This window comes from Streptomyces sp. Ag109_O5-1 (genome assembly GCF_003814875.1).
GTDB classification, from domain to species: Bacteria; Actinomycetota; Actinomycetes; order Streptomycetales; family Streptomycetaceae; genus Streptomyces; species Streptomyces sasae.
Genome location: NZ_RKQF01000001.1, coordinates 7,408,045 through 7,429,296, shown reverse-complemented (window position 1 = coordinate 7,429,296; position 21,252 = coordinate 7,408,045). Strand labels below are relative to the sequence as shown.

At 69.8% G+C, this 21,252-nt stretch carries 21 protein-coding genes, 1 tRNA gene and 1 pseudogene; 9 read left to right on the top strand and 14 right to left on the bottom strand.

From position 1 onward, the window contains the following. Positions 1 to 14 precede the first annotated feature (14 nt). Positions 15 to 317, top strand: coding sequence for a hypothetical protein (locus EDD90_RS33715; RefSeq protein ID WP_123976658.1), 303 nt, complete (start codon positions 15 to 17; stop codon positions 315 to 317). A 246-nt stretch (positions 318 to 563) separates the two neighbouring features. Here EDD90_RS33715 and EDD90_RS33710 read toward each other — a convergent pair whose 3' ends face one another. Further along, positions 564 to 1,517, bottom strand: coding sequence for a GlxA family transcriptional regulator (locus EDD90_RS33710; protein WP_123976657.1), 954 nt, complete (start codon positions 1,515 to 1,517; stop codon positions 564 to 566). 155 nt (positions 1,518 to 1,672) lie between these two features. Between EDD90_RS33710 and EDD90_RS33705 the strand changes: the two genes are divergently transcribed. Together EDD90_RS33705 and EDD90_RS33700 are read left to right on the top strand one after the other, a co-directional pair. Continuing rightward, the gene (locus tag EDD90_RS33705) at positions 1,673 to 2,131 is read left to right on the top strand and encodes a hypothetical protein (protein ID WP_123976656.1); all 459 of its coding nucleotides are present in this window, start codon (positions 1,673 to 1,675) and stop codon (positions 2,129 to 2,131) included. Between the two features lie 87 nt (positions 2,132 to 2,218). Further along, a complete protein-coding gene (locus tag EDD90_RS33700; RefSeq protein WP_123976655.1) occupies positions 2,219 to 3,670 on the top strand; it encodes an alginate lyase family protein in 1,452 nt (483 codons plus the stop codon). On the opposite strand, the gene EDD90_RS33695 is transcribed toward EDD90_RS33700, so the two are convergent. Next, on the bottom strand, positions 3,664 to 4,575 hold the full coding sequence (locus EDD90_RS33695) for an MBL fold metallo-hydrolase (RefSeq protein ID WP_123976654.1): 912 nt from the start codon (positions 4,573 to 4,575) through the stop codon (positions 3,664 to 3,666). The two genes, EDD90_RS33700 and EDD90_RS33695, sit on opposite strands and share 7 nt — an antisense overlap. A 102-nt stretch (positions 4,576 to 4,677) precedes the next feature. Here EDD90_RS33695 and EDD90_RS33690 point away from each other — a divergent pair, with 102 nt between their 5' ends. Further along, positions 4,678 to 5,616: an AraC family transcriptional regulator gene (locus tag EDD90_RS33690; protein WP_123976653.1), complete on the top strand. Its 939-nt coding sequence runs from the start codon at positions 4,678 to 4,680 to the stop codon at positions 5,614 to 5,616. A 66-nt stretch (positions 5,617 to 5,682) separates the two neighbouring features. Here EDD90_RS33690 and EDD90_RS33685 read toward each other — a convergent pair whose 3' ends face one another. From EDD90_RS33685 to EDD90_RS33665, 5 genes are all read right to left on the bottom strand, one after another. Then, a complete protein-coding gene (locus EDD90_RS33685; protein ID WP_123981930.1) occupies positions 5,683 to 6,981 on the bottom strand; it encodes a DUF445 domain-containing protein in 1,299 nt (432 codons plus the stop codon). A 454-nt stretch (positions 6,982 to 7,435) separates the two neighbouring features. Next, the gene (locus tag EDD90_RS33680; RefSeq protein WP_123976652.1) at positions 7,436 to 8,176 is read right to left on the bottom strand and encodes a DUF1707 domain-containing protein; all 741 of its coding nucleotides are present in this window, start codon (positions 8,174 to 8,176) and stop codon (positions 7,436 to 7,438) included. 33 nt (positions 8,177 to 8,209) lie between these two features. Continuing rightward, positions 8,210 to 9,244: an ABC transporter ATP-binding protein gene (locus EDD90_RS33675; RefSeq protein ID WP_123976651.1), complete on the bottom strand. Its 1,035-nt coding sequence runs from the start codon at positions 9,242 to 9,244 to the stop codon at positions 8,210 to 8,212. Beyond that, on the bottom strand, positions 9,202 to 10,023 hold the full coding sequence (locus tag EDD90_RS33670; protein ID WP_123976650.1) for an ABC transporter permease: 822 nt from the start codon (positions 10,021 to 10,023) through the stop codon (positions 9,202 to 9,204). Before EDD90_RS33670 ends, EDD90_RS33675 begins: the two co-directional genes overlap by 43 nt. Next, positions 10,016 to 10,801 (bottom strand): ABC-2 family transporter protein, encoded by a 786-nt coding sequence (locus EDD90_RS33665; protein ID WP_185149645.1) that lies wholly within the window; start codon positions 10,799 to 10,801, stop codon positions 10,016 to 10,018. The genes EDD90_RS33670 and EDD90_RS33665 overlap by 8 nt, the downstream gene beginning before the upstream one ends. Positions 10,802 to 11,638: 837 nt before the next feature. Here EDD90_RS33665 and EDD90_RS33660 point away from each other — a divergent pair. Further along, positions 11,639 to 13,963, top strand: coding sequence for a transglycosylase domain-containing protein (locus tag EDD90_RS33660; RefSeq protein WP_123981928.1), 2,325 nt, complete (start codon positions 11,639 to 11,641; stop codon positions 13,961 to 13,963). Here EDD90_RS33660 and EDD90_RS33655 read toward each other — a convergent pair. From EDD90_RS33655 to EDD90_RS33645, 3 genes and pseudogenes are all read right to left on the bottom strand, one after another. Then, positions 13,957 to 14,308, bottom strand: a pseudogene (locus EDD90_RS33655) (DMT family transporter). The gene EDD90_RS33660 and the pseudogene EDD90_RS33655 sit on opposite strands and share 7 nt — an antisense overlap. A gap of 166 nt (positions 14,309 to 14,474) precedes the next feature. Next, the gene (locus EDD90_RS33650; RefSeq protein ID WP_123976648.1) at positions 14,475 to 14,831 is read right to left on the bottom strand and encodes a co-chaperone GroES; all 357 of its coding nucleotides are present in this window, start codon (positions 14,829 to 14,831) and stop codon (positions 14,475 to 14,477) included. Positions 14,832 to 14,855: 24 nt separating this feature from the next. Next, on the bottom strand, positions 14,856 to 15,188 hold the full coding sequence (locus EDD90_RS33645) for a DUF3618 domain-containing protein (protein ID WP_123976647.1): 333 nt from the start codon (positions 15,186 to 15,188) through the stop codon (positions 14,856 to 14,858). 96 nt (positions 15,189 to 15,284) lie between these two features. Between EDD90_RS33645 and bcp the strand changes: the two genes are divergently transcribed. Continuing rightward, positions 15,285 to 15,752 carry a thioredoxin-dependent thiol peroxidase gene (gene bcp / locus EDD90_RS33640; RefSeq protein WP_123976646.1) on the top strand — a complete coding sequence of 156 codons (468 nt, stop codon included), beginning with the start codon at positions 15,285 to 15,287 and terminating at the stop codon, positions 15,750 to 15,752. Between the two features lie 184 nt (positions 15,753 to 15,936). Next, positions 15,937 to 16,019 (top strand) — tRNA-Leu (locus EDD90_RS33635). Between the two features lie 55 nt (positions 16,020 to 16,074). Here EDD90_RS33635 and rdgB read toward each other — a convergent pair. From rdgB to EDD90_RS33615, 4 genes are all read right to left on the bottom strand, one after another. Beyond that, positions 16,075 to 16,677, bottom strand: a complete 603-nt coding sequence (gene rdgB, locus EDD90_RS33630; RefSeq protein WP_123976645.1) for an RdgB/HAM1 family non-canonical purine NTP pyrophosphatase — start codon at positions 16,675 to 16,677, stop codon at positions 16,075 to 16,077. Between the two features lie 61 nt (positions 16,678 to 16,738). Next, positions 16,739 to 17,143, bottom strand: a complete 405-nt coding sequence (locus EDD90_RS33625) for a hypothetical protein (protein WP_123976644.1) — start codon at positions 17,141 to 17,143, stop codon at positions 16,739 to 16,741. 129 nt (positions 17,144 to 17,272) lie between these two features. Then, on the bottom strand, positions 17,273 to 18,013 hold the full coding sequence (rph, locus tag EDD90_RS33620) for a ribonuclease PH (protein ID WP_123976643.1): 741 nt from the start codon (positions 18,011 to 18,013) through the stop codon (positions 17,273 to 17,275). 77 nt (positions 18,014 to 18,090) lie between these two features. After that, positions 18,091 to 18,324, bottom strand: coding sequence for a glucose PTS transporter subunit EIIB (locus tag EDD90_RS33615; protein WP_123976642.1), 234 nt, complete (start codon positions 18,322 to 18,324; stop codon positions 18,091 to 18,093). 178 nt (positions 18,325 to 18,502) lie between these two features. Between EDD90_RS33615 and EDD90_RS33610 the strand changes: the two genes are divergently transcribed. Together EDD90_RS33610 and EDD90_RS33605 are read left to right on the top strand one after the other, a co-directional pair. After that, entirely contained in the window at positions 18,503 to 19,801 is a 1,299-nt protein-coding gene (locus EDD90_RS33610) for a PTS transporter subunit EIIC (RefSeq protein ID WP_123976641.1), read from the top strand. Between the two features lie 132 nt (positions 19,802 to 19,933). After that, the gene (locus tag EDD90_RS33605; RefSeq protein ID WP_123976640.1) at positions 19,934 to 21,181 is read left to right on the top strand and encodes a PTS transporter subunit EIIC; all 1,248 of its coding nucleotides are present in this window, start codon (positions 19,934 to 19,936) and stop codon (positions 21,179 to 21,181) included. Positions 21,182 to 21,252: the final 71 nt, after the last annotated feature.

Sequence of the window (21,252 nt, the reverse complement as noted above, 5' to 3'; positions counted from 1 at the left end):
AGAAGGAGACAGGCATGGCCAGGGTTCCCAGTTCGGTGATCGCCGCGAGCGGGCTCGTCGGAGGGTACGGCGTGGCCCGGTGGACGAAGAAGCGGCCGCTGGGCGGGGCCGTGCTGGCCGTCGCCGGGGCCGCCGCCGCGCAGCAGTGGCGACAGCAGGCGGGCGGGAAGGCCGCGGGGGCGCTGTCCGCCGCGTATGTCGCCGCGTTCGCCGGGTCGCATCCGCTGGCCAAGAAGGTCGGCGCCTGGCCGTCCGTGTTCGGGGTGGCGGGCGCGGTGGCGCTGGCGTCCTGGGCCGTCGCCGACCGCCGGGCCTAAGCCCTTTCAGTTCACGCTCCGGATCGGCCACCGGGCCTGAGCCGCCTCAGTCCACGCTCCGGAACGACCGCCGGGCCTAAGCCCTTTCAGTTCACGCTCCGGAACGACCACCGGGCCTGAGCCGCCTCAGTCCACGCTCCGGAACGACCACCGGGCCTGAGCCGCCTCAGTCCACGCTCCGGAACGACCACCGGGCCTGAGCCGCCTCAGTCCACGCTCCGGAACGACCACCGGGCCTGAGCCGCCTCAGTCCACGCTCCGGAACGACCGCCGGTACGCCTGCGGGCTCGTCCCGACGACCCTGCGGAACCGTTCCCGGAACGCGGTCGGCGAGCCGAAGCCGGCCTGGACCGCGATGCGCTCGACGGGGTGACCGGTGGTCTCCAGGAGGTGCTGCGCCCTCCGCACCCTCGCCCGGTGCAGCCACTGCAGAGGGGTCGTGCCGGTCTGGTCGCGGAAGCGGCGGTTGAGGGTACGGGTGCTCATGCCGGCCCGCGTCGCGACCTCGTCCAGGGTGAGGTCCCGGTCGCAGTTGTCCTCCAGCCAGCCCAGGAGCGGCTCCAGAGTGGCACCGGCGGGGGCCGGCGGCTGGTCGTGGACGATGAACTGGGCCTGGCCGCCCTCCCGTTCCAGCGGCATCACCGACATCCGGGCCGCGTGTGCGGCGACCGCCGAGCCGTAGTCCTTGCGGATCATGTGCAGGCACACGTCCATCGCCGCGGCCGCGCCCGCCGAGGTCAGGAACTGGCCGTTGTCGACGTACAGGACGTTCGCGTCCACCTCGATCCCCGGGTGCAGCGCGGCCAGGGTGTCGGCCGCGGCCCAGTGCGTGGTGACGCGCAGGCCGTCGAGGAGGCCAGTGGCCGCGAGGACGAACGCGCCGACGCAGACCGACGCGATCCGCGTGCCGTTCGCCGCCGCCGCGCGCAGGGCGTCGACCACCTCGGCGGGCAGGGCGAGGGCGGGGTCCGCGACGCCCGGCACGATGATCGTGTCCGCCTCGGCCAGCGCGTCCAGCCCGTACGGCGCCTTGATCGTGAACGCGCCGCCCGCCGCGGTCACCTCGTCCGCGGGCCCGCACACCCGCACCCGGTAGGCGTCCCGGCCGTCGGGCAGCCGGGCCCAGCCGAAGGTGTCGATCGGCACGGTGAAATCGGAGGGGACGACCTGGTCCAGGACGAGTACGGCGACGGTGTGCATGGCAGGAACGTAGCCGGTCGCCGGGATTTCGCCAATCAGGGCTCCCGTCACGGCAGCCACCCGCACGACGTTCTAGGCACCGATGGCGAGAATCTGTCGAGTGGTGGCATTATTGCCGCTTCTGCAAGATCCGCCGGCCGCCTACGGTCGACGCCGTGACCAAGTTCCTCCTCGCCGTCCATGTCCTCGCGGCGATCGTCGCCGTCGGTCCCGTCACCGTGGCCGCCAGCATGTTCCCGCCCGCCGCCCGCCGCGTCATCGAGGCCCCGGACGACGTCCGGGCCGCCGAGACGCTTCAGCTGCTGCACCGGATCTGCCGGGTGTACGCCGTCGTCGGCGTCGCCGTCCCCGTGTTCGGGTTCGCCACCGCGAGCAACATGCATGTGCTCGGGAGTGCGTGGCTGATCACCTCGATCGCGCTCACCGCGCTGGCGGCGGTCGTGCTCGCCGCGCTGGTGCTGCCCCGGCAGACCGCGCTGGTCGAGGGCGGGGGCGCGGGCGGGACACGGCAGGCCACGGCCCGACTCGCCATGTTCACCGGGCTGTTCAACCTGCTCTGGGCCGTCGTGACGGTGCTGATGATAGTGCGGCCGGGGTCGACGACCGGCGCCTGAAGGCGGTCTTCCCGGTTTCTGTTATCCGGGCCTGGCCGGCCCGTCTCCCAGGGCATGCACACGACTCGACAGATCAGCCGCCGGAGCATGCTGAAGGCCTCGGGAGTGGCGGTGGGGGCCGCCGCGGGGATCGCCGCCGCGCGCGGTACCGCGACCGCCGCCGGGACCGGGTCCGGCTCCTTCGCCCATCCCGGCCTGCTGCACACCCGTACCGATCTCGACCGTATGGCCGCCAAGGTGAAGGCGGGCGCCGCGCCCTACACGGCCGGGTTCGCCAGGCTCACCGCCAACCGGCACGCGCAGAGCGGCTGGCAGCCGCGGCCGCAGGCCGTCGTGTACCGGGGCTCGGGCACCCCGCAGAACTACACGATCCTCTACAACGACATCCACGCCGCCTACCAGAACGCCCTGCGCTTCCACGTCACCGGCGAGAGCGCGTACGCCGACACCGCCGTCGCGATCCTCAACGCCTGGTCCTCGACGCTCACCGCCGTGAACGGTTCCGCCGACCGGTTCCTGGCCGCCGGCCTGTACGGCTACCAGTTCGCCAACGCCGCCGAACTCGTCCGCGACCACGCCGACTTCGAGCTCGCCCGCTTCCAGGAGATGCTCAGCAAGCTGTTCGGCGCGGTCAGCGACGACTTCCTGGTCCAGCACAACGGTGCCGTCGTCTCCAACTACTGGACCAACTGGGACCTCGCCAACATGGCCTGTGTCCTCGCCACCGGCATCTTCTGCGACGACCGCGCCCAGGTGGCCCGCGCGGTCGACTACTTCAAGAACGGCGCCGGGCTCGGGGCGATCAGGAACGCGATCCCGGTCGTGTACGACGACGGGCTGGGCGAATGGCTGGAGGCGGGGCGCGACCAGGGGCACGCGCTGCTCGGGGTCGGTCTGATGGGCACGTTCTGCGAGATGGCGTGGAACCAGGGGTTCGACCTGTACGGCTACGACGACAGCCGGTTCCTCAAGGGGGCGCAGTACGTCGCCAAGTGGAGCATGGGCGGTCAGGTGCCGTTCACCGCGAGCACGCGGCGGAAGGGGGCGATCGGGGGCTGGTCGGGGAGTGAGACGGTGACCGCCGCGGCGGCCGCCGACCCGGCCATGACCCGCCCCATCTGGGCGATGATCGCCAACCACTACACCAAGCGGCGGGGCATATCGGCGACGTATCTCACCCAGATCGCGGCGAAGGCGGCCCCCGAGGGCGGGGGCGGGGACTACGGGCCGAACAGCGGCGGGTTCGACCAACTGGGCTTCGGGACCTTGGCGTTCACGCGGGACCGGGCCGTGAGTACACCGAGGAGCTCGGCGTCGCCGAGTCCGGCGGCGGCGCCGAGTGCGCTGGGGTCGGCGGCCCCCTTGGCCTCCGCCTCCGCCTCTGCCTCCGCCTCGGCAGCGGGCAAGGGCAAGGGCAAGGGTGATGACCTCGCTGCGACGGGAGCGGGGGAGATCGTGGCGTGGACCACGACCGCGGCGGTCGCGACGCTGGCCGGCGGGCTGCTGTTGCTGCGCAAGCGGACGCGCGGCGGTCAGTAGGCGGCCCAGGGGCCGAGGGCGAACCCGTCGCCGTCCCGGCGGACCTCCAGGGCACCCGCACCGCCGAAGTGCGCGGGGACGAGCAGCTCCCGTTCGTCGGCCGCCCGCCCGAGGATCTGGCGGCGGCTGGCCACCGCCTGTTCCGGGTCCAGGCAGGCGCTGCTGTTGCAGCAGGGCTGGAGGAGCTGCACCGGGCTGTGCAGCAGGTCTCCGACGAAGACCGCCCGGTCGCTCCCGGACGCCAGCCGCAGCACGGACGAACCGGGGGTGTGGCCGGGCGCGGGCTCCAGGGTGAGGTGTTCGTCGATGCGGTGGAAGCCGTCCCACAGCACGGTCTGTCCGGCCCGGTGGACGGGCGCGATGCTGTCCTCGTAGATCAGGCGGTCGTCCTCCCGCTCGCCGTTCGCGTAGGCGTTGTCCGGGCCGTAGTGGAAGTCGTCGGCGGCCGGGAGGAGGTACTGGGCGTTGGGGAACGTCGGCACCCACTCCCCGTCCGCGTCGACGGTGTTCCAGCCGACGTGGTCGACATGGAGGTGGGTGTTGACGACGACGTCCACGTCCTGCGGGCGCACCCCGGCCCTCGCCAGCCGGCCGAGGAAATCGCCCTCCCGCCGGTGGAACGGCGGCATGCCCGGCCGCTCACGCCCGTTGCCCACGCCGGTGTCGACGAGGACGGTCCGCCCGGCGCTGCGCAGCACCCACGTCTGCAGGGCGAGCACCGCCCGGTCACTCTCCGGCTCCCAGTGGTCCGGTGCCAGCCAGTCCTCGTTGGCCTTCCACACCTGGGCGGCGACGTCCGGGAACATGCCGGAGGCGGGCACGAACGGCTGGTGCCACTCGACCACCCGGATGACCTCGACGTCCCCCAGCACGATGCTCTGCACACTCTCGGTCTCGTTCGTCATGCGTCCGAGCTTAGGAAGGCCGGACGAGCGTCTCAATGCGCTCAATGCTCACGGAGATACGCGTCCGTCTCACACACTTGCACGGGAGATTACGCTGGGCGGATGGATGTGGTCAGCGACGCGATCTCCGTCGTACACCTGGGACACCCCTCCTCCAACCGGGTGCGGATCGGTGGGAGCTGGTGCACGCGGCTGGACCCTTACGACGGCGCGGGCTTCCATGTCGTGCTGCAGGGCGGCTGCTGGCTGCTGCCCGACGGCGGCGACCCGGTGTCCCTCGGAGTGGGCGACGCGGTGCTGCTGCCGCACGGCACCGGCCATGTGCTCGCGGACTCCCCGCTCGACGCGGCGGTCGCGGCGGCGAAGGCGGTGCCGTTCGAGCGGTGGTCCGAGGGGACGGGGCCACGGGCATGGCCGCCGGACCGGGACGCTACGGTGATGCTCTGCGGCAAGTACCGGCTCGACTGCAGCCGGATGCACCCGCTGATGACGGAACTCCCCGCGGTCGTCCATCTGCCCAACCGGGTGGGCCGCCACCCCGAACTCCGGGCCGCGATCGACCTGCTCGCCGGTGAGCTGGACGCACGGCGGCCCGGTTCCTGCGTCGCGCTGCCGAGCCTGCTCGACCTCCTCCTCGTCTACATGATCCGCTCCTGGATGAGCGAGTCCACGGCGGGCGCCTGGCCGGCCGCGCTGGGCGATCCGGTGACGGCGGCGGCCCTGCGGGCGCTGCACTCGGACCCGGCGGCGCCGTGGAGCAACGACCGCCTGGCGGCGGAGGCGGGCGTCTCCCGCCCCACCCTGGCGCGCCGGTTCACCGCGCTGGTGGGCCGCCCTCCGATGGCCTACCTCACGTGGTGGCGCCTGATCCTCGCCGCGAGCCTGCTCCGCGACACCCCGGAAACCCTGTCCACGATCGCCGACCGCGTCGGCTACGGCAGCCCGTACGCCCTGTCCCACGCGTTCCAGAGGGAGTTCGGCACGACACCGGGGCGGTACCGGGAGCAGGCCGCGGGCCACTCTGAGAAGCAGCAGCCGTAGCGCCCCTTCAGGGGCGCTGGGGGTCCCCCGGCCGAAGGCTGGGGGAGGAACTGCGCGACCAGCCCCCTACGCCCCCAGCGCCCGCGACACCGTGAAGATCAGCACGCCGGCCAGCGACCCGACCACCGTGCCGTTGATCCGGATGAACTGCAGGTCGCGCCCGATGTGCGCCTCGATCTTCCGGGTGGTGTGCTCCGCATCCCAGCCGGCCACCGTGTCGGTGATCAGGGACGTGATCTCCTTGCGGTACGTCGTCACCACGTGGACGGCCGCGCCCTCGACCCAGCTGTCGACCTTCTCCTGGACCTTGGGCTCCGTGGCCATCCGGGCACCCAGAGAGATCAGGGAGGCGCGGACGCGCAGCCGCAGCTCACTGCGCTCGTCCTCGGCCGCCGAGACGATCATGGATCGTACGGCCGTCCAGGCGGACGCGATCAGGTCCTGCACCTCGCCCCGGCCCAGGACCTCGCCCTTGAGCCGTTCGACCCGGGCCCGGGTGTCGGTGTCGGACTGGAGGTCGTTCGCGAAGTCCGTGAGGAAGCGGTCGAGGGCGCCGCGCGCCGGGTGGGAGGGCATGTCCCGCATCTCGGCGCAGAAGCGCAGCAGCTCCTTGTAGACGCGCTCGCCGACCTTGCGGTCCACGAACCGGGGCGTCCAGCCGGGGGCGCCGCCCTGCACGGCGTCCATCACGGAGTCCCCGTGCAGCACCAGCCAGTCGTGCGCGCGGGTGACGACGAGGTCCACGACCCGCTTGTGGCCGCCGTCGGCGACGATCCGCTCCAGCAGCTTGCCGATGCCAGGGGCGATCTCCTGCGCGTCGGCCCGCCGGTTGATCGCCTCGCCGACCACGGCCTGGACGTCGGAGTCCCGCAGCACGGTCAGGGCGCCGCGGAGCGCTGTCGCGAGCTCGGCCGTCACGCGGTCGGCGTGTGCCGGCTCCGCGAGCCAGGCGCCGAGCCGGCTGCCGATGCCGACGGAGTGCAGCCGCTGTCGTACGACGTCCTGGGAGAGGAAGTTCTCGCCGACGAACTCGCCCAGCGAGACACCGAGCTGGTCCTTCTTCGTCGGGATGATCGCGGTGTGCGGGATGGGCAGGCCGAGCGGGTGGCGGAAGAGGGCGGTCACCGCGAACCAGTCGGCGAGCGCGCCGACCATGCCGGCCTCGGCCGCGGCGGCGACATAGTCCGCCCAGACGCCGGCGCCCGCGCCGGACGCCACCTTGGCCAGGGCGTACACCACGGCGACGAGCAGCAGTAGGCCGGTCGCCGTGCGCTTCATGCGCCGTACGCCGCGCTGGCGCTCCTCGTCGGCGGGTGTGAAGGCGTTCATGGACTTGTAGGACGCCGTATCCGTAGGTTCCGCCATCTGCTCCACCCGTTCGCAGCCGGTCACACCCTCACGGTGATCCCGCACATATTGTCCCTTCCTGACTACTCCCGGAACGGAACAAGAGTTCCCGCCGCGCCTACAGCCGACGCCGAGAACAATCCCGCCGCAACGGCGATCAGCCACGACGGCGGATTTCGGCGGTGCCGAACCGGCCGGTGGGCACCCGCGGGCCGGTTGGGGCTGGTCGCGCAGTTCCCCGCGCCCCTGGGTTGACTGGCGTCACCGTCACTCAATAGGCCCCGCGCCCAGGTCGGCTGCGTCACCGTCGCTCGGCAGGCCCCGCGCCCAGGTCGGCTGCGTCACCGTCGCTCGGCAGGCCCGCGCCCAGGTCGGCTGCGTCACCGTCGCTCGGCAGGCCCCGCCCCTGGGTCGGCTGCGCCTGGCCCTCGCCGGTAGGCCCCGCGCCCAGGTCGGCTGCGCCCGGTCCTCGTCAGTAGTCGCCGTGCCTTCGGCGCCTGCGTTCGTCGCGCCACTCCTGCCTTGCCGCGTGCAGTTCCTGGCGGGCCGACCTGCGGTCGAGTTTTTCCTGGCGGCGTGCTTCCTTCAGGCGTTGCTGTTCCGCCTTTGTGATCTTGTGCTTCACCTCGACGCCGGCCCAGAAGGCGAAGCCCGTCACGATGACCCGCGGGGCACCCGGGTCCGGCGCCATGTCGTGCTCACGCTCGTCGAAACCGCCCATGATGCCGATGCCGCGCATCACCACCTGGACGCCCGGTGGCACGATCACGCTGATCCCGCCCATGATCGCGATGCAGTTGAGCACGACCTCCCCGTCGGCGAAGTCCGCCTCACGCAGGTCGATCTCGCCGCCGCCCCAGAACACGAAGGAGTCGAAGCGCCTCGGCACGGTCCAGCGCCCCTTGCGCTGGAACCCGGACATCACCGCCACCGCCCAGGTCGACGAGCCCTCGCCGCCCACGATCCGGCTTCCCCAACTACCCCTGTCCACGGGAGCCTTGTTCAACGACACCGGCGCCGAGGCGGCCGCGGCGGGCAGGTCCCGCGTGATCGGCGTCAGCTCCCCGTACGTACGGGCCTTGAGCGTCGCCTCCAGCCGTTCCTCGAACTCCTCCATGTCGAGCCGACCCTCCGCGAGGGCGTCCCTGAGGACCTCGGCGACTCGTTCACGATCGGCGTCGGAGGCACGGAGCTCCGGGGCATCGTCGGTCATACAGAGCAGACTACGAGTTATGGTCGGCCGGCACTATGCGGTAGTCCTGTCCGACGGGGGTTTGGGGGTGTCTCCCAATGAATGCAGCATCTTCGCGATCACCGTCTCGATGTCCGGCTCGCGAACGGACAGGTCGACCAGGGGATACTCCGCCGCGACCCGCGCCACCAGCGGCGCCGCCGACTCCGACGCCGGGAACGCCAGCCACTGCCTGGGGCCTTCGACCTTCACCACCCGCGCCGCCCCGCCCATGTCGATCGGTGGCAGCTCCCGTTCCAGGTCGACGACCAGGGTCCGTTCGCTCTCCCCCACCTCGTGCAGGCCGGCGAGCGGACCGTCGTACATCAGCCGCCCGTGGTCGATGACCATCACGCGCGAGCACAACTGCTCGATGTCCTGGAGGTCGTGGGTGGTCAGCAGGACCGTGGTGCCGTGTTCCTCGTTCAACTCCCGGAGGAAATCGCGGACCTTGGACTTGGAGATCACGTCCAGGCCGATCGTCGGCTCGTCCAGGTACAGCACGTCCGGGTCATGGAGCAGCGCCGCCACGATGTCGCCGCGCATCCGCTGGCCGAGGGAGAGCTGTCGTACCGGGACGTCCAACAAGGTGTCCAGGGACAGGAGTTCCACCAGGCGGTCGAGGTTCTCGCGGTAACGGGCGTCCGGGATGCGGTACATGCGGTGCATCAGACGGTAGGAGTCGATGAGGGGGAGGTCCCACCACAGGGTGGTGCGCTGGCCGAAGACCACGCCGATGCGGTGGGCCAGCTTCGTGCGCTCGCGGGACGGGTCGATGCCGGCCACCCGCAGCCGGCCGCCGCTCGGCGTCAGGATCCCCGTCAGCATCTTGATCGTCGTCGACTTGCCCGCACCGTTCGGGCCGATGTAGCCGACCATCTCGCCGCGCGCCACCGTGAAGGAGAGCTCGTCGACCGCCCTCACCTGCCGGCGCTCCCGTTTCAGGAAACCCGTCTTCTTGCGGACCTCGAAGACCTTCTCGACCCCGTCGACCTCGATGAACACGCTCAACTCCCCGTACTCCGATACGACCTGAGACCCACCCGCCACGCCAGACCTGCCAGCGCACAGCCCGCCACCGCCACCAGCGGCGGCGCCCACGCCGTCCACTCCGGGAGCCGCAGCGGATACGGCCGCCCGAGGATGTGGGCGGCCGGGATCCAGTTGACGAAGGCCAGCGGCAGCAGGAACGTCACCCCGCGCACGAAGTCCTTCCCGAACACCGTCGGCGGGTACTGCAACAGCGTCGTACCGCCGTACGTGAACGCGTTCTGCACCTCGGCCGCGTCCCCCGCCACGAACTGGAACGTCGCGCCCATCAGGAACAGCGCGCAGAAGATCACCGCACCGCCGGCCACCGTCACCGGCACCAGCAGCACCTTCTCCGGCGTCCAGTCGACATCGATGGCGGTCAGCGCGTACGCCAGCACCAGCCCGCCCTGGGAGATCCGGCCCAGGCGGCGCAGCGCGAAGTGGTCCGCGCCGATCTGCGCCAGCACCGGGGCGGGCCGCACCAGCAGCGTGTCGAAGGAGCCGTCGCGGATCCGGGTGCCCAGCACGTCCAGCGAGCCGAACACCAGATCGGCGAAGCCGAACGCGGTCGCGGACAGGCCGTAGAGGAAGGCGACCTCGGGCATGGTCCAGCCACCGAGCCGGTCGACCTGTGTGAACATCAGCAGGATCGTGGCGAAGTCCAGACCGGTCACCACCAGGTTGCCGATCAGCGTGAGGAAGAAGGACGCGCGGTAGGTCAGGGAGGACCGGATCCACATCCCGGCGATCAGCCGGTACGCCCGCAGGCCCTCCCCGAGCCGTGTGACCTCACCCACCCTGCACCACCACCCGCCGGGTCGCCGCCGTCTGCAACAGCCGCCCCGCCGCCAGCAGCGCCACCGCCCAGGCCGCCTGGAAGGCGAACGCCCGCAGCGGAGTGCTCTCCCCCATCAGGACGTCCGCCGGTACCTGGAGCTGCGCCGCCCAGGGCAGGGCCCGTACGACCTCGCCGAAGGCGCCCGGGAAGACGTTCAGCGGCAGCGTCATGCCCGAGCAGAAGATCCCCAGGACCATCATGGCCTGGCTGACGCCCATGCCGTCCATCAGCCAGAACACGCTCAGCGCCGCGAGGTAGCGGATGCCGAAGCTGACGACCATTGCGAGGAGGAGGGCCACCGCGAATGTCATCCATGTCACCACGTCCGTCGGCAGGTACATGGAGAAGAACACCGCGCCGAACACGAACGGGATCACCCCCCGTCCCAGCATCTGGAACAGCGAGCGACCCAAATCGGTCGCCAGCCACCACAGTTGAAGATCGGCCGGACGGTAGAGATCGATAGCGATCTCACCCGTACGGATACGCTCCATCAGGTCTTTTTCGACACCCCCGCCCTGGATGGCGAGCGTCGCGTACAGGCACTGCCCGAGCCACACATAGGTCACCGCCTGCGCCTGGTCATAGCCTCCGAGGTGCGGTTTCTCGTCCCACAGCGCCAAGTACGTGTAGACGAGGATGATCCCGAAGACCGTGTTGGTGAACACCCCGGCCGCAGTAGCCGCCCGATACGTCGCGTAACGTCTGAAACCCCCCGCCGCGACGGCCGTGTACAACCGCCCCGCACCCACACCAACCGACCTCCCGGACCACCCGACACGAAGCGCAGGAGCCTACTGCGCGGGCGACCTCGCAGGCCACGCAATATCCGTGACCGAAGAGTGCCGGAATCCGGGAACGGTTCGCGTGGTGCGAGAGTCTTCAGCAGGGGGCGCAGAAGGCGTACGAGGTCGTACGGGAACGTACGACGCGAAAAACAGGAGTCCGTGCACGACATGAGCGACGAGCCGCAGCCGCAACAGCCGAACCAGGGCGGCGGAGGCCCGACGGAGCCTCCGGCTGCGGCCGAGGAGAAGAAGAACCCGCCGCAGCCGGTGGCCGAGGCGAAGGAGCCGGAGCCGTCCGCGGCGGCCGGGGAGAAGAAGACGACGGAACCGCCCGCGGCGGCCGAGGAGGCGAGGACGGAGCAGCGGCCGGCGGCCGGGGACACGCGCCCCCGGCCGCCGGCGGGCGAGAAGAAGATCGCACCGCCGCGGGCGGCGGCCGAGGACACGCACACCCAGCAGCTCACCGCGATCAAGGCACCGAAGACGCCGAAGGCACCGCCGGCCGCCGCTGCCGAGGACACGCACACGCAGCAGCTCACCGCGGTCACGGCACCGAAGGCGCGGCCGCCGGCGGCGGCCGAGAACCGGCAGGACAGGCAGGACGCGCGGTACACGCGGGGCGGGCAGGACACCCCGGACACGCAGACACGGCAACTCGCGGCGATCAGGGCGCCGAAGGCACAAGCGCCCAGCACGGCCACCGCGGCCAAGGCGGTCACGGCAGCCACGGCAGCCACGGCGGAACCGTCCGTGACCGGCCTGGAGACGAAGGGGGGCGGGAAGAAGATGAAGCGGACCAAGCGGACCGGGTGGCGACGGATCCTCCCGACCTGGCGCATGCTGCTCGGCACCTTCTTCGTCGGGACACTGCTGCTGATCGGCCTGTTCTTCGTCGGCTACTCGATGGTGAAGATCCCGGCGGCCAACGCGTTCGCGACCAAGCAGTCCAACGTGTACCTGTACGCCGACGGCTCCCAGCTCGCCCGTGACGGCGAGGTCAACCGGGAGAACGTCACCCTCGCCCAGGTCTCCATGGACGCCCAGCACGCCGTGCTCGCCGCCGAGGACCGGGACTTCTACACCGAGTCCGCCGTCGACCCCAAGGCGATGCTGCGCGCCGCCTGGAACACCGCGACCGGCAAGGGCACCCAGTCCGGCTCGACGATCACCCAGCAGTACGTGAAGAACTACTACCTCGCGCAGGAACAGACCGTCACCCGCAAGGTGAAGGAGGTGTTCGTCGCGATCAAGCTGGACCGCAGCGATTCCAAGGACCAGATCCTGGAGGGCTACCTCAACACCAGCTACTTCGGCCGCAACGCCTACGGCATCCAGGCCGCCGCCCAGGCCTACTACGGCAAGGACGCCAAGGACCTCGACCCGGCCCGCGCCGCCTACCTCGCCGCGCTCGTCAACGCGCCCAGCGAGTACGACGTCGTCGCACACCCGGAGAACAAGGCCGCCGCCGTCGCCCGCTGGAACTACGTCCTGGACGGCATGGTCAAGAAGGGCTGGCTCGACGCCTCCAAGCGGCAGGGGATGACCTTCCCGATGCCCAAGGAGCAGACCGTCTCCACCGGCATGTCCGGGCAGCGCGGCTATATCGTCAACGCCGTCAACGACTATCTGATCAAGAACAAGATCGTCGACTCGGACTCCCTGGAGGCCGGCGGTTACCGCATCACCACCACCCTGGAGAAGGACAAGCAGAACGCCTTCGTCAAGGCGGTCAACGACAAGCTGATCTCCAAGCTGGACAAGAAGAGCAACAAGGCCGACAACTACGTGCGCGCCGGCGGCGCCTCCGTCGACCCGAAGACCGGCAGGCTCGTCGCCATGTACGGCGGCATCGACTACGTGAAGCAGTACACCAACGGCGCGACCCGCGGTGACTTCCAGGTCGGCTCCACCTTCAAGCCGTTCGTCTTCGCCTCCGCCGTCGACAACGGCTCCACCACCCAGTCCGGCCAGACCATCACCCCGAACACCTACTACGACGGCACCAACGGACGCTCCGTCCAGGGCTGGCCCGGCAGCTCCTACGCACCGGACAACGAGGACCAGAAGTCGTACGGTCAGATCACCGTCCGCAAGGCCACCGACCTGTCCGTGAACTCGGTGTACGCGCAGATGGCCGTCGACGTCGGCCCCACCAAGGTCAAGCAGACCGCCGTCGGCCTGGGCATCCCCTCCGACACCAAGGACCTCCAGCCGTACCCGTCGATCGCGCTGGGCACCGCGACCGCCAGCGTCCTGGACATGGCGGAGGCGTACGCCACGCTCGCCAACCACGGCAAGCACGGCACGTACACCATGATCGACAAGATCACCAAGGACGGTACGCAGGAGATCAAGCTGCCGGAGTCCAAGACCACCCAGGCCGTCAGCCGCCAGGCCGCCGACACCACCACCTCGATACTGCAGAGCGTGGTAGACAACGGCACCGCCACCGCCGCCCAGGGCGCCGGCCGTCCGGCGGCCGGCAAGACCGGCACCGCGGAGGAGGACACCGCCGCCTGGTTCGCGGGCTACACCCCCGACCTCGCCACCGTCGTCTCGGTGATGGGCCAGGACCCGGTGACCGCCGCCCACAAGTCGCTGTACGGCGCGCTCGGCCTCGCCCGCATCAACGGCGGCGGCGCCCCGACGGAGATCTGGGCGCAGTACACCAAGGCCGCCCTGAAGGGCACCGCGCCCTTCGCCTTCGACCTGGACCTCCAGGCCGGCGCCGAGACCCAGGCCCCGGCCACCCAGCCCGCCACCCAGCCGGGCACCGGCGGCCAGGACAACGGTGGCACCACCGGCGGTGACCAGAACAACGGCGGCACCACCGGAGGCGACCAGAACAACGGCGGCACCACCGGCGGTGACAACAACGGCGGCACCACCGACGGCTCCACCACGGACGGTTCCACCACCTCCGGTACGACCACGTCCGGTACGACGACCTCGGGCACCAGCTCGGGGACGACGACCTCGGGCACCGACTCCGGCACCTCCACCGGGACCACGACCGACGGCACCAGTACCGGTACGACGACGGGCACCGATACCGGCACCACCACGGGCACCACAGCGGGCGACGGAGGCGGGTTCGGGTTCGTTCAGTGACCGCTGGTCGCCTTGAGCCCCACCACGGCGACCAGCAACAGGCACACGAAGAAGATCCGGGCGGCGGTGGCCGGCTCCCCCAGCACCACCATCCCGAACACCGCCGCCCCCGCCGCCCCGATCCCCACCCAGACGCCGTAGGCGGTACCGATGGGCAGGGACCGGGCGGCGTACGACAGCAGCACCATGCCGGCGACGATCCCGCCGCCGGTGAACAGACTGGGCACGAGCCGGGTGAACCCGTCGGTGTACGGGGGTCTGGGGGTGTCCCCCAGATAAGCACAGCATGCCGACGGAGCAGCCGACCTCCAGCAGACCGGCGACGACAAGCAGAACCCAGGCCATGACAGACACCTCCGGGACACACGTCTGAACGGGGTGCGTCGTCTTTGCCCTGCTGCTCTCACGGTTCCGGTACGGCGCGTCTCGTCGGGCTCGCTCCTTCGAAGGTAGCAAAGAAATGACAAAGAGGGCTGGTGACCGCAGCCACCAGCCCTCTTCTACCGTCGATTCACAGATACAGGCCGGTCGAGTCCTCCGAGCCCTCGAACCGGTCGGCGGCCACCGCGTGCAGATCGCGCTCACGCATCAGCACGTACGCGACACCCCGCACCTCGACCTCGGCACGGTCCTCCGGGTCGTACAGCACCCGGTCGCCGGGCTCCACCGTCCGCACGTTCTGCCCGACCGCGACCACCTCGGCCCAGGCCAGCCGGCGTCCGACGGCCGCCGTGGCGGGAATCAGGATGCCCCCGCCCGACCGTCGCTCGCCCTCCCCGGCGTCCTGCTTGACCAGGACCCGGTCGTGCAGCATCCGGATGGGCAGCTTGTCGTGCTGGCTGCTCTGCTCGTCTCTCTTGGCGCTCACGGCTTTGAACCTACCTGCCTCTGGTCAGCTCTTACGCCGCCGGGTGCTGCTGAAGACCAGCAGCCCGACCACACCCACGGCGACGAGGGCGACCGGCACGACCCGCTCCAGCCGCGGCGCGCCCTCTTCGTCCACGAACTGGGCCCTCACATCGCTCACGACCCGGTTGACCTGGACGTAGGCCCGCCCGATCGTGTGATCGACGTTGGCCGCGACCTTGGCCTTCGCATCGCCGACGATGGTCTTCGGGTGCACCCGCACCCCGATCTCGTCCAGCGTCTCGGCCAGCACGTCGCGGCGGCGCTTGATGTCCGCCTCGATCTGCGCCGGGGTTCTGGTGTCCGACGTCTCCGCCACCGTAGGCCCTCCGAAGTCTGCCGTACTGCCTGTTCCGGACAGTCTGTCAGCTCTCGCCGCCGCCGCCATGCCAGGACCCCCCGTTACGCTAGACCGATGAGCGAGCGACTCCAGCCCGGGGACGTAGCCCCCGACTTCACCCTCCCCGACGCCGACGGCAACGAGGTGTCCCTCTCCGCCCACAAGGGCCGCAAGGTCATCGTCTACTTCTACCCGGCCGCGCTCACCCCCGGCTGCACGAAGCAGGCCTGCGACTTCACGGACAACCTCTCCCTCCTGGCCGACGCCGGCTACGACGTCCTCGGCATCTCCCCCGACGCCCCCGAGAAGCTCGGCAAGTTCCGCGAGAAGGAGAATCTCAAGGTCACCCTCCTCGCCGACCCCGACAAGAAGGTCCTGGACGCGTACGGCGCCTTCGGCGAGAAGATGAACTACGGCAAGACCTACCTGGGCGTCATCCGCTCCACGATCATCGTCGACGAGCAGGGCAAGGTGGAGAAGGCCCTCTACAACGTCCGCGCGACCGGCCACGTAGCCAAGATCATCAAGGATCTGGGCATCTGACGCCCACCCTCATCCACCACTGACGGCTCGCACCGGGATCGACCTGGTGCGAGCCGTTTCCTCTTCTCCGGTCCCGGCCGGCTCGACAAGCCCGTGCCGTACCCGAACTGCCACGCGATCACCAGCACATGACGCAGGGGAGGCGAACGGCAGCGGACAACTCCCGGTACGATGACAGGCGCTGGCGGCGGTGGCGCAACGGCGACGCAGCAGGTTTAGGTCCTGTGGCCCTTAACGGGCTTGAGGGTTCGAATCCCTTCCGCCGCACACAAACGGCCTGCGGATCCAAGGAGCGATACGCAGGCCGTTTCCGTGCGGGCAATCAGCCCAACAACTCCCGCACCACCGGCACCAACGCCCGGAACGCCTTCCCCCGGTGGCTGATCGCGTTCTTCTCGTCGGGGGTCAGCTCCGCGCAGGTCCGCGTCTCGCCCTCCGGCTGGAGGATCGGGTCGTAGCCGAAGCCGTTCGTGCCCGTCGGGGTGTGGCGGAGCGCGCCGCGAAGCCGGCCCTCGACCACCTGCTCCCGCCCGTCGGGCAGCGCAAGGGCCGCCGCGCACGCGAAGTGGGCGCCCCTGTGCTCGTCGGCGATGTCCGACAGTTGGGCGAGGAGGAGGTCCAGGTTGGCCTTGTCGTCGCCGTGGCGGCCGGCCCAGCGGGCGGAGAAGATGCCGGGGGCGCCGTTCAGGACGTCCACACAGAGGCCGGAGTCGTCGGCGACGGCAGGAAGGCCCGTGGCCTGGGCGAGGGCGTGGGCCTTCAGCAGCGCGTTCTCGGCGAAGGTGACGCCCGTTTCCCTGACGTCGGGGATGTCGGGGTACGAGTCCGCGCCCACCAACTCGTGGGGCAGGCCGGCCGCTGCGAGGATGGCACGGAGCTCGGTGATCTTTCCGGCGTTGCGGGTGGCGAGGATCAGGCGGGTCATGGGGACCAGTATCCCGGCAGCGCCGCGGCCCCCGCGCCGGGTTCCACCCGCCGGTCGCCCGCTACGGCTTGCAGACCTTCGTCAGTTCGCCGGCCGCGTCCGTGACCCCGCTGATGTCGGGTGTGTTGTCACCGTTGTGGACGGCCGTCTGGACCTTGGCCAGGGCCTGGCGCATGTCCTGGGTGGCCTTGTCGAGGTCGACGTTGTCCGTCTTGTTGTGGATCTTGTCGAGGTTGTTCCCGATGGACGTGATGGCCGCTTCGATCCGGGTCGGGTCGTTCGACGCCTTCTCCACGGCCTGCTGGAGGTCGGTGACGCTGTCGGCGATGGTGTCGGCGGTCTGGACGCAGTCCAGGGCCTTGTTCATCGAGTCGCAGCCGGTGAGCAGGGCGGCGGTGAGCGCGGTGGTCGCGGCTGCGGCGGCGATGGCGGTGATGCGACGGCCTCGGCGTCGGTCGGCGGCCATGACGGTGTTCCCCTCCCGTTGTGTACGACTGGCCGGGCGCACGGTGGTGATGCCGTGCGCCCGTATCCATAGGGACGCGGGGTCCGCCGCTCGGGTTGCCCTGCCGTACCTCCGCTTTTTGGTCGCCCTTTACTTTGCCGCGAGGGTGGCTTCGAGCGCGGCCCGCTGGATGGCGGCGAGTTCGGTGCAGCCGGTGACCGCGAGGTCGAGGAGGGCGTTGAGTTCGTCGCGGGCGAAGGGCTCGGCCTCGGCGGTGCCCTGGACCTCGACGAAGCGGCCGTCGCCGGTGCAGACGACGTTCATGTCGGTGTCGGCCCTGACGTCTTCCTCGTAACAGAGGTCGAGGAGGGGGACGCCGCCGACGATGCCGACCGAGACGGCGGAGACCGTGCCGGTCAGGGGCTGGCGGCCGGCCTTGATGAGTTTGCGTTCCTTGGCCCAGGCGACGGCGTCGGCCAGCGCCACGTAGGCGCCGGTGATGGCAGCGGTGCGGGTGCCGCCGTCGGCCTGGAGGACGTCGCAGTCGAGGACGATGGTGTTCTCGCCGAGGGCCTTGTAGTCGATGACCGCGCGCAGGGAGCGGCCGATGAGGCGGGAGATCTCGTGGGTGCGGCCGCCGATCTTGCCCTTGACGGACTCGCGGTCGCCGCGGGTGTTGGTGGCGCGGGGGAGCATGGCGTACTCGGCGGTGACCCAGCCCTCGCCGCTGCCCTTGCGCCAGCGGGGGACGCCTTCGGTGACGGAGGCGGTGCAGAAGACCTTGGTGTCGCCGAAGGAGACGAGGACGGAGCCCTCGGCGTGCTTGCTCCAGCCGCGTTCGATGGTGACCGGGCGGAGTTGTTCGGGGGTGCGGCCGTCGATTCGAGACATGGCCATGAGCCTATCGGGAGCGGCGGAAGGGGCTCCTCCCTAGGTGGGAGGAGCCCCTTCGGGGTGAACCGCGAGGTTCACATCATGTCTTCGATCTCCGCGGCGATCGGGTCGGCGTCGGTGCCGATGACGACCTGGATGGCAGTGCCCATCTTGACGACGCCGTGGGCTCCGGCGGCCTTCAGGGCGGCTTCGTCGACCAGCGAGGCGTCGTTGACCTCGGTGCGCAGCCGGGTGATGCAGCCCTCGATCTCCTCGATGTTGTCGAGGCCGCCCAGTGCGGCGACGATCTTCTCAGCCTTGGTGGCCATGTGTTCTCTCCCTGATCCGAACCGCTTTGTCGCAGTAACCCACAGTTGGCCCATCTTTGCGAGCGGTCGTGCCGCGCGTGCCGAATGATGGCGAGCATCGCGGCGGAACCGTCTGTCGACTGGTCTACACCAGCTGACACCCGGTCGACAAACCCCCCATGGCCCAAAGGACGTGTCCATGAGTGCCGAGAGCGCCGGCAGTACGGTCGGTCCCGCGCGGGAGCGGTGGCACACCCTTTTCCAGGGGCTGCAGAAGATGGGGCGGAGTCTTCAGCTGCCGATCGCGGTGCTGCCGGCGGCGGGCATCCTGAACCGGCTGGGCCAGCCGGATGTGTTCGGCGACCAGGGTCTTGGCTGGACGGTCGTCTCCAAGGTGATGAAGGGCGCGGGCGGGGCGCTCCTCGACAGTTCGGTCGGGTTGCCGTTGCTGTTCTGCGTCGGGGTCGCGATCGGTATGGCGAAGAAGGCGGACGGGTCGACGGCACTGGCGGCGGTGGCGGGTTTCCTCGTCTATTACGGGGTGCTGCACCAGTTCCCGATGGACTGCCCGGCCGGTTCGAAGACGTTGCCGGGTATCGGCTGCCAGGTCGCCGCCGGGACGGTGTCGACGTTCACGTTCCAGAATCCGGGGGTCTTCGGCGGGATCGCGCTGGGTCTGCTGTCCGCTTTCTTCTGGGCCCGTTTCCATCGCACGAGGCTGGTGGACTGGCTCGGTTTCTTCAACGGGCGGCGGCTGGTCCCGATCATCATGTCGTTCGTGGCCATTGCTTTCGCCGCGTTGTGTCTGTGGGTCTGGCCGCCGATCGGCAGCGGCCTGGAGAGCTTCAGTCACTGGCTGCGGGACGCGGGGTCGTGGGGTGCGGGGGTGTTCGGGGTCGCGAACCGGGCGTTGCTGGTGATCGGGCTGCACCAGTTCCTGAACGTGCCCATCTGGTTCCAGTTCGGCAGCTACACGACGCCCGACGGGCGGGTGGTGCACGGCGACATCAACATGTTCCTGGAGGGCGATCCGAGCGCCGGTCAGTTCACCTCGGGCTTCTTCCCGATCATGATGTTCGCGCTGCCGGCCGCCGCGCTCGCGATGACGCACTGCGCGAAGCCGCACCGCCGCAAGGAGATCGGCGGTCTGATGATGTCAGTGGCGCTGACGTCGTTCGTGACGGGCATCACCGAGCCGCTCGAGTACTCGTTCATGTTCATCGCGCCCCTGCTGTACGCGGTGCACGCGCTGCTGACGGGGGTGTCGATGGCGGTGACCTGGGGGCTCGGGGTGCACGACGGGTTCAGTTTCTCGGCGGGGCTGATCGACTACGTCATCAACTGGCATCTGGCGACGAAGCCCTGGCTGATCGTTCCGATCGGTCTGTGCTTCGCGGCGGTCTACTACGTCATCTTCCGGTTCGCCATCACGAGGTTCGATCTGAAGACGCCGGGAAGAGAGCCGGAGGACGAGGTGGAGGACGTCACGAAGGCGTGAGCGGACAGTCTTCGTACGGCCTACAGCACGTAGTGATGCGGTTGCGGAACCGACGGGTTCCTTATAACGCCCCCATCGTGTACAACAGGTCTACACCACTGAGTGGTGTAGACCATCACCGATGGAGGAAGTATGACAACCGCCACCGCAACGGCGGCCCCCACGAAGAAGTGGGGTTCCGGTCTGTTCCAGGGTCTGCAGAAGGTCGGCCGAAGCCTTCAGCTCCCCATCGCCGTGCTGCCGGCGGCGGGCCTGCTGCTCCGCTTCGGCCAGCAGGACATCCACGACAAGCTGCACCTGCCCGACAAGGTCACGGCGGTGTTCGCCACCGCGGGTGGCGCGATCTTCGACAACCTGCCGCTGCTGTTCTGCGTCGGTGTCGCGATCGGCTTCGCCAAGAAGTCGGACGGCTCCACCGCGCTGGCCGCCCTGGTCGGCTTCCTTGTCTACAAGAACGTCCTCACCGCGTTCCCCGTCACCGAGGCGAAGGTCCAGGCCGGCGCGGACGTGGCCGCGACCTACAACAACCCCGGTGTGCTGGGCGGCCTGGTGATGGGTCTGCTGGGCGCGGTGGTCTGGCAGCGCTTCCACCGGACCAAGCTGGTGGACTGGCTCGGCTTCTTCAACGGCCGCAGGCTCGTCCCGATCATCATGGCCTTCGTCGGCACGGTCATGGGTGTCTTCTTCGGTCTGGTCTGGAAGCCCATCGGTGACGGCATCTCCGACTTCGGCAAGTGGATCACCGGCCTCGGTGCCTTCGGTGCCGGTCTGTTCGGTCTGATCAACCGTGCGCTGATCCCGGTCGGCATGCACCAGTTCGTGAACACCGTCTCCTGGTTCCAGATCGGTGACTACAAGACCGCGAGCGGCACGATCGTCCACGGCGACCTGACCCGCTTCTTCGCCGGTGACCCGACGGCCGGTCAGTTCATGTCCGGCTTCTTCCCCATCATGATGTTCGGCCTGCCGGCCGCCGCCCTGGCCATCGCGCACACCGCCCGCCCGGAGCGCCGCGCGGCCGTCATGGGCATGATGCTGTCGATGGCGCTGACCTCCTTCGTGACCGGTGTGACCGAGCCGATCGAGTTCACCTTCATGTTCATCGCGCCGCTGCTGTACGTGATCCACGCGGTGCTCACCGCCCTGTCGATGGCGATCACCTGGGCGCTCGGGGTGCACGCGGGCTTCACCTTCTCCGCGGGTGTCATCGACTACATACTCAACTGGAACCTGGCGACCAAGCCCTGGCTGATCATCCCGATCGGGCTGGTCTTCGGAGCGATCTACTACTTCGTCTTCCGCTTCGCCATCGTCCGCTTCAACCTCCCCACCCCGGGCCGCGAGCCCGAGGAGGAGCTGGAGGACCTCACGAAGGCGTGAGTCCCCCACGGGTACGGCAAAGGCCCCCCGCAGCCCGGCGGCTGCGGGGGGCCTTTGCCGTACCCACGGAC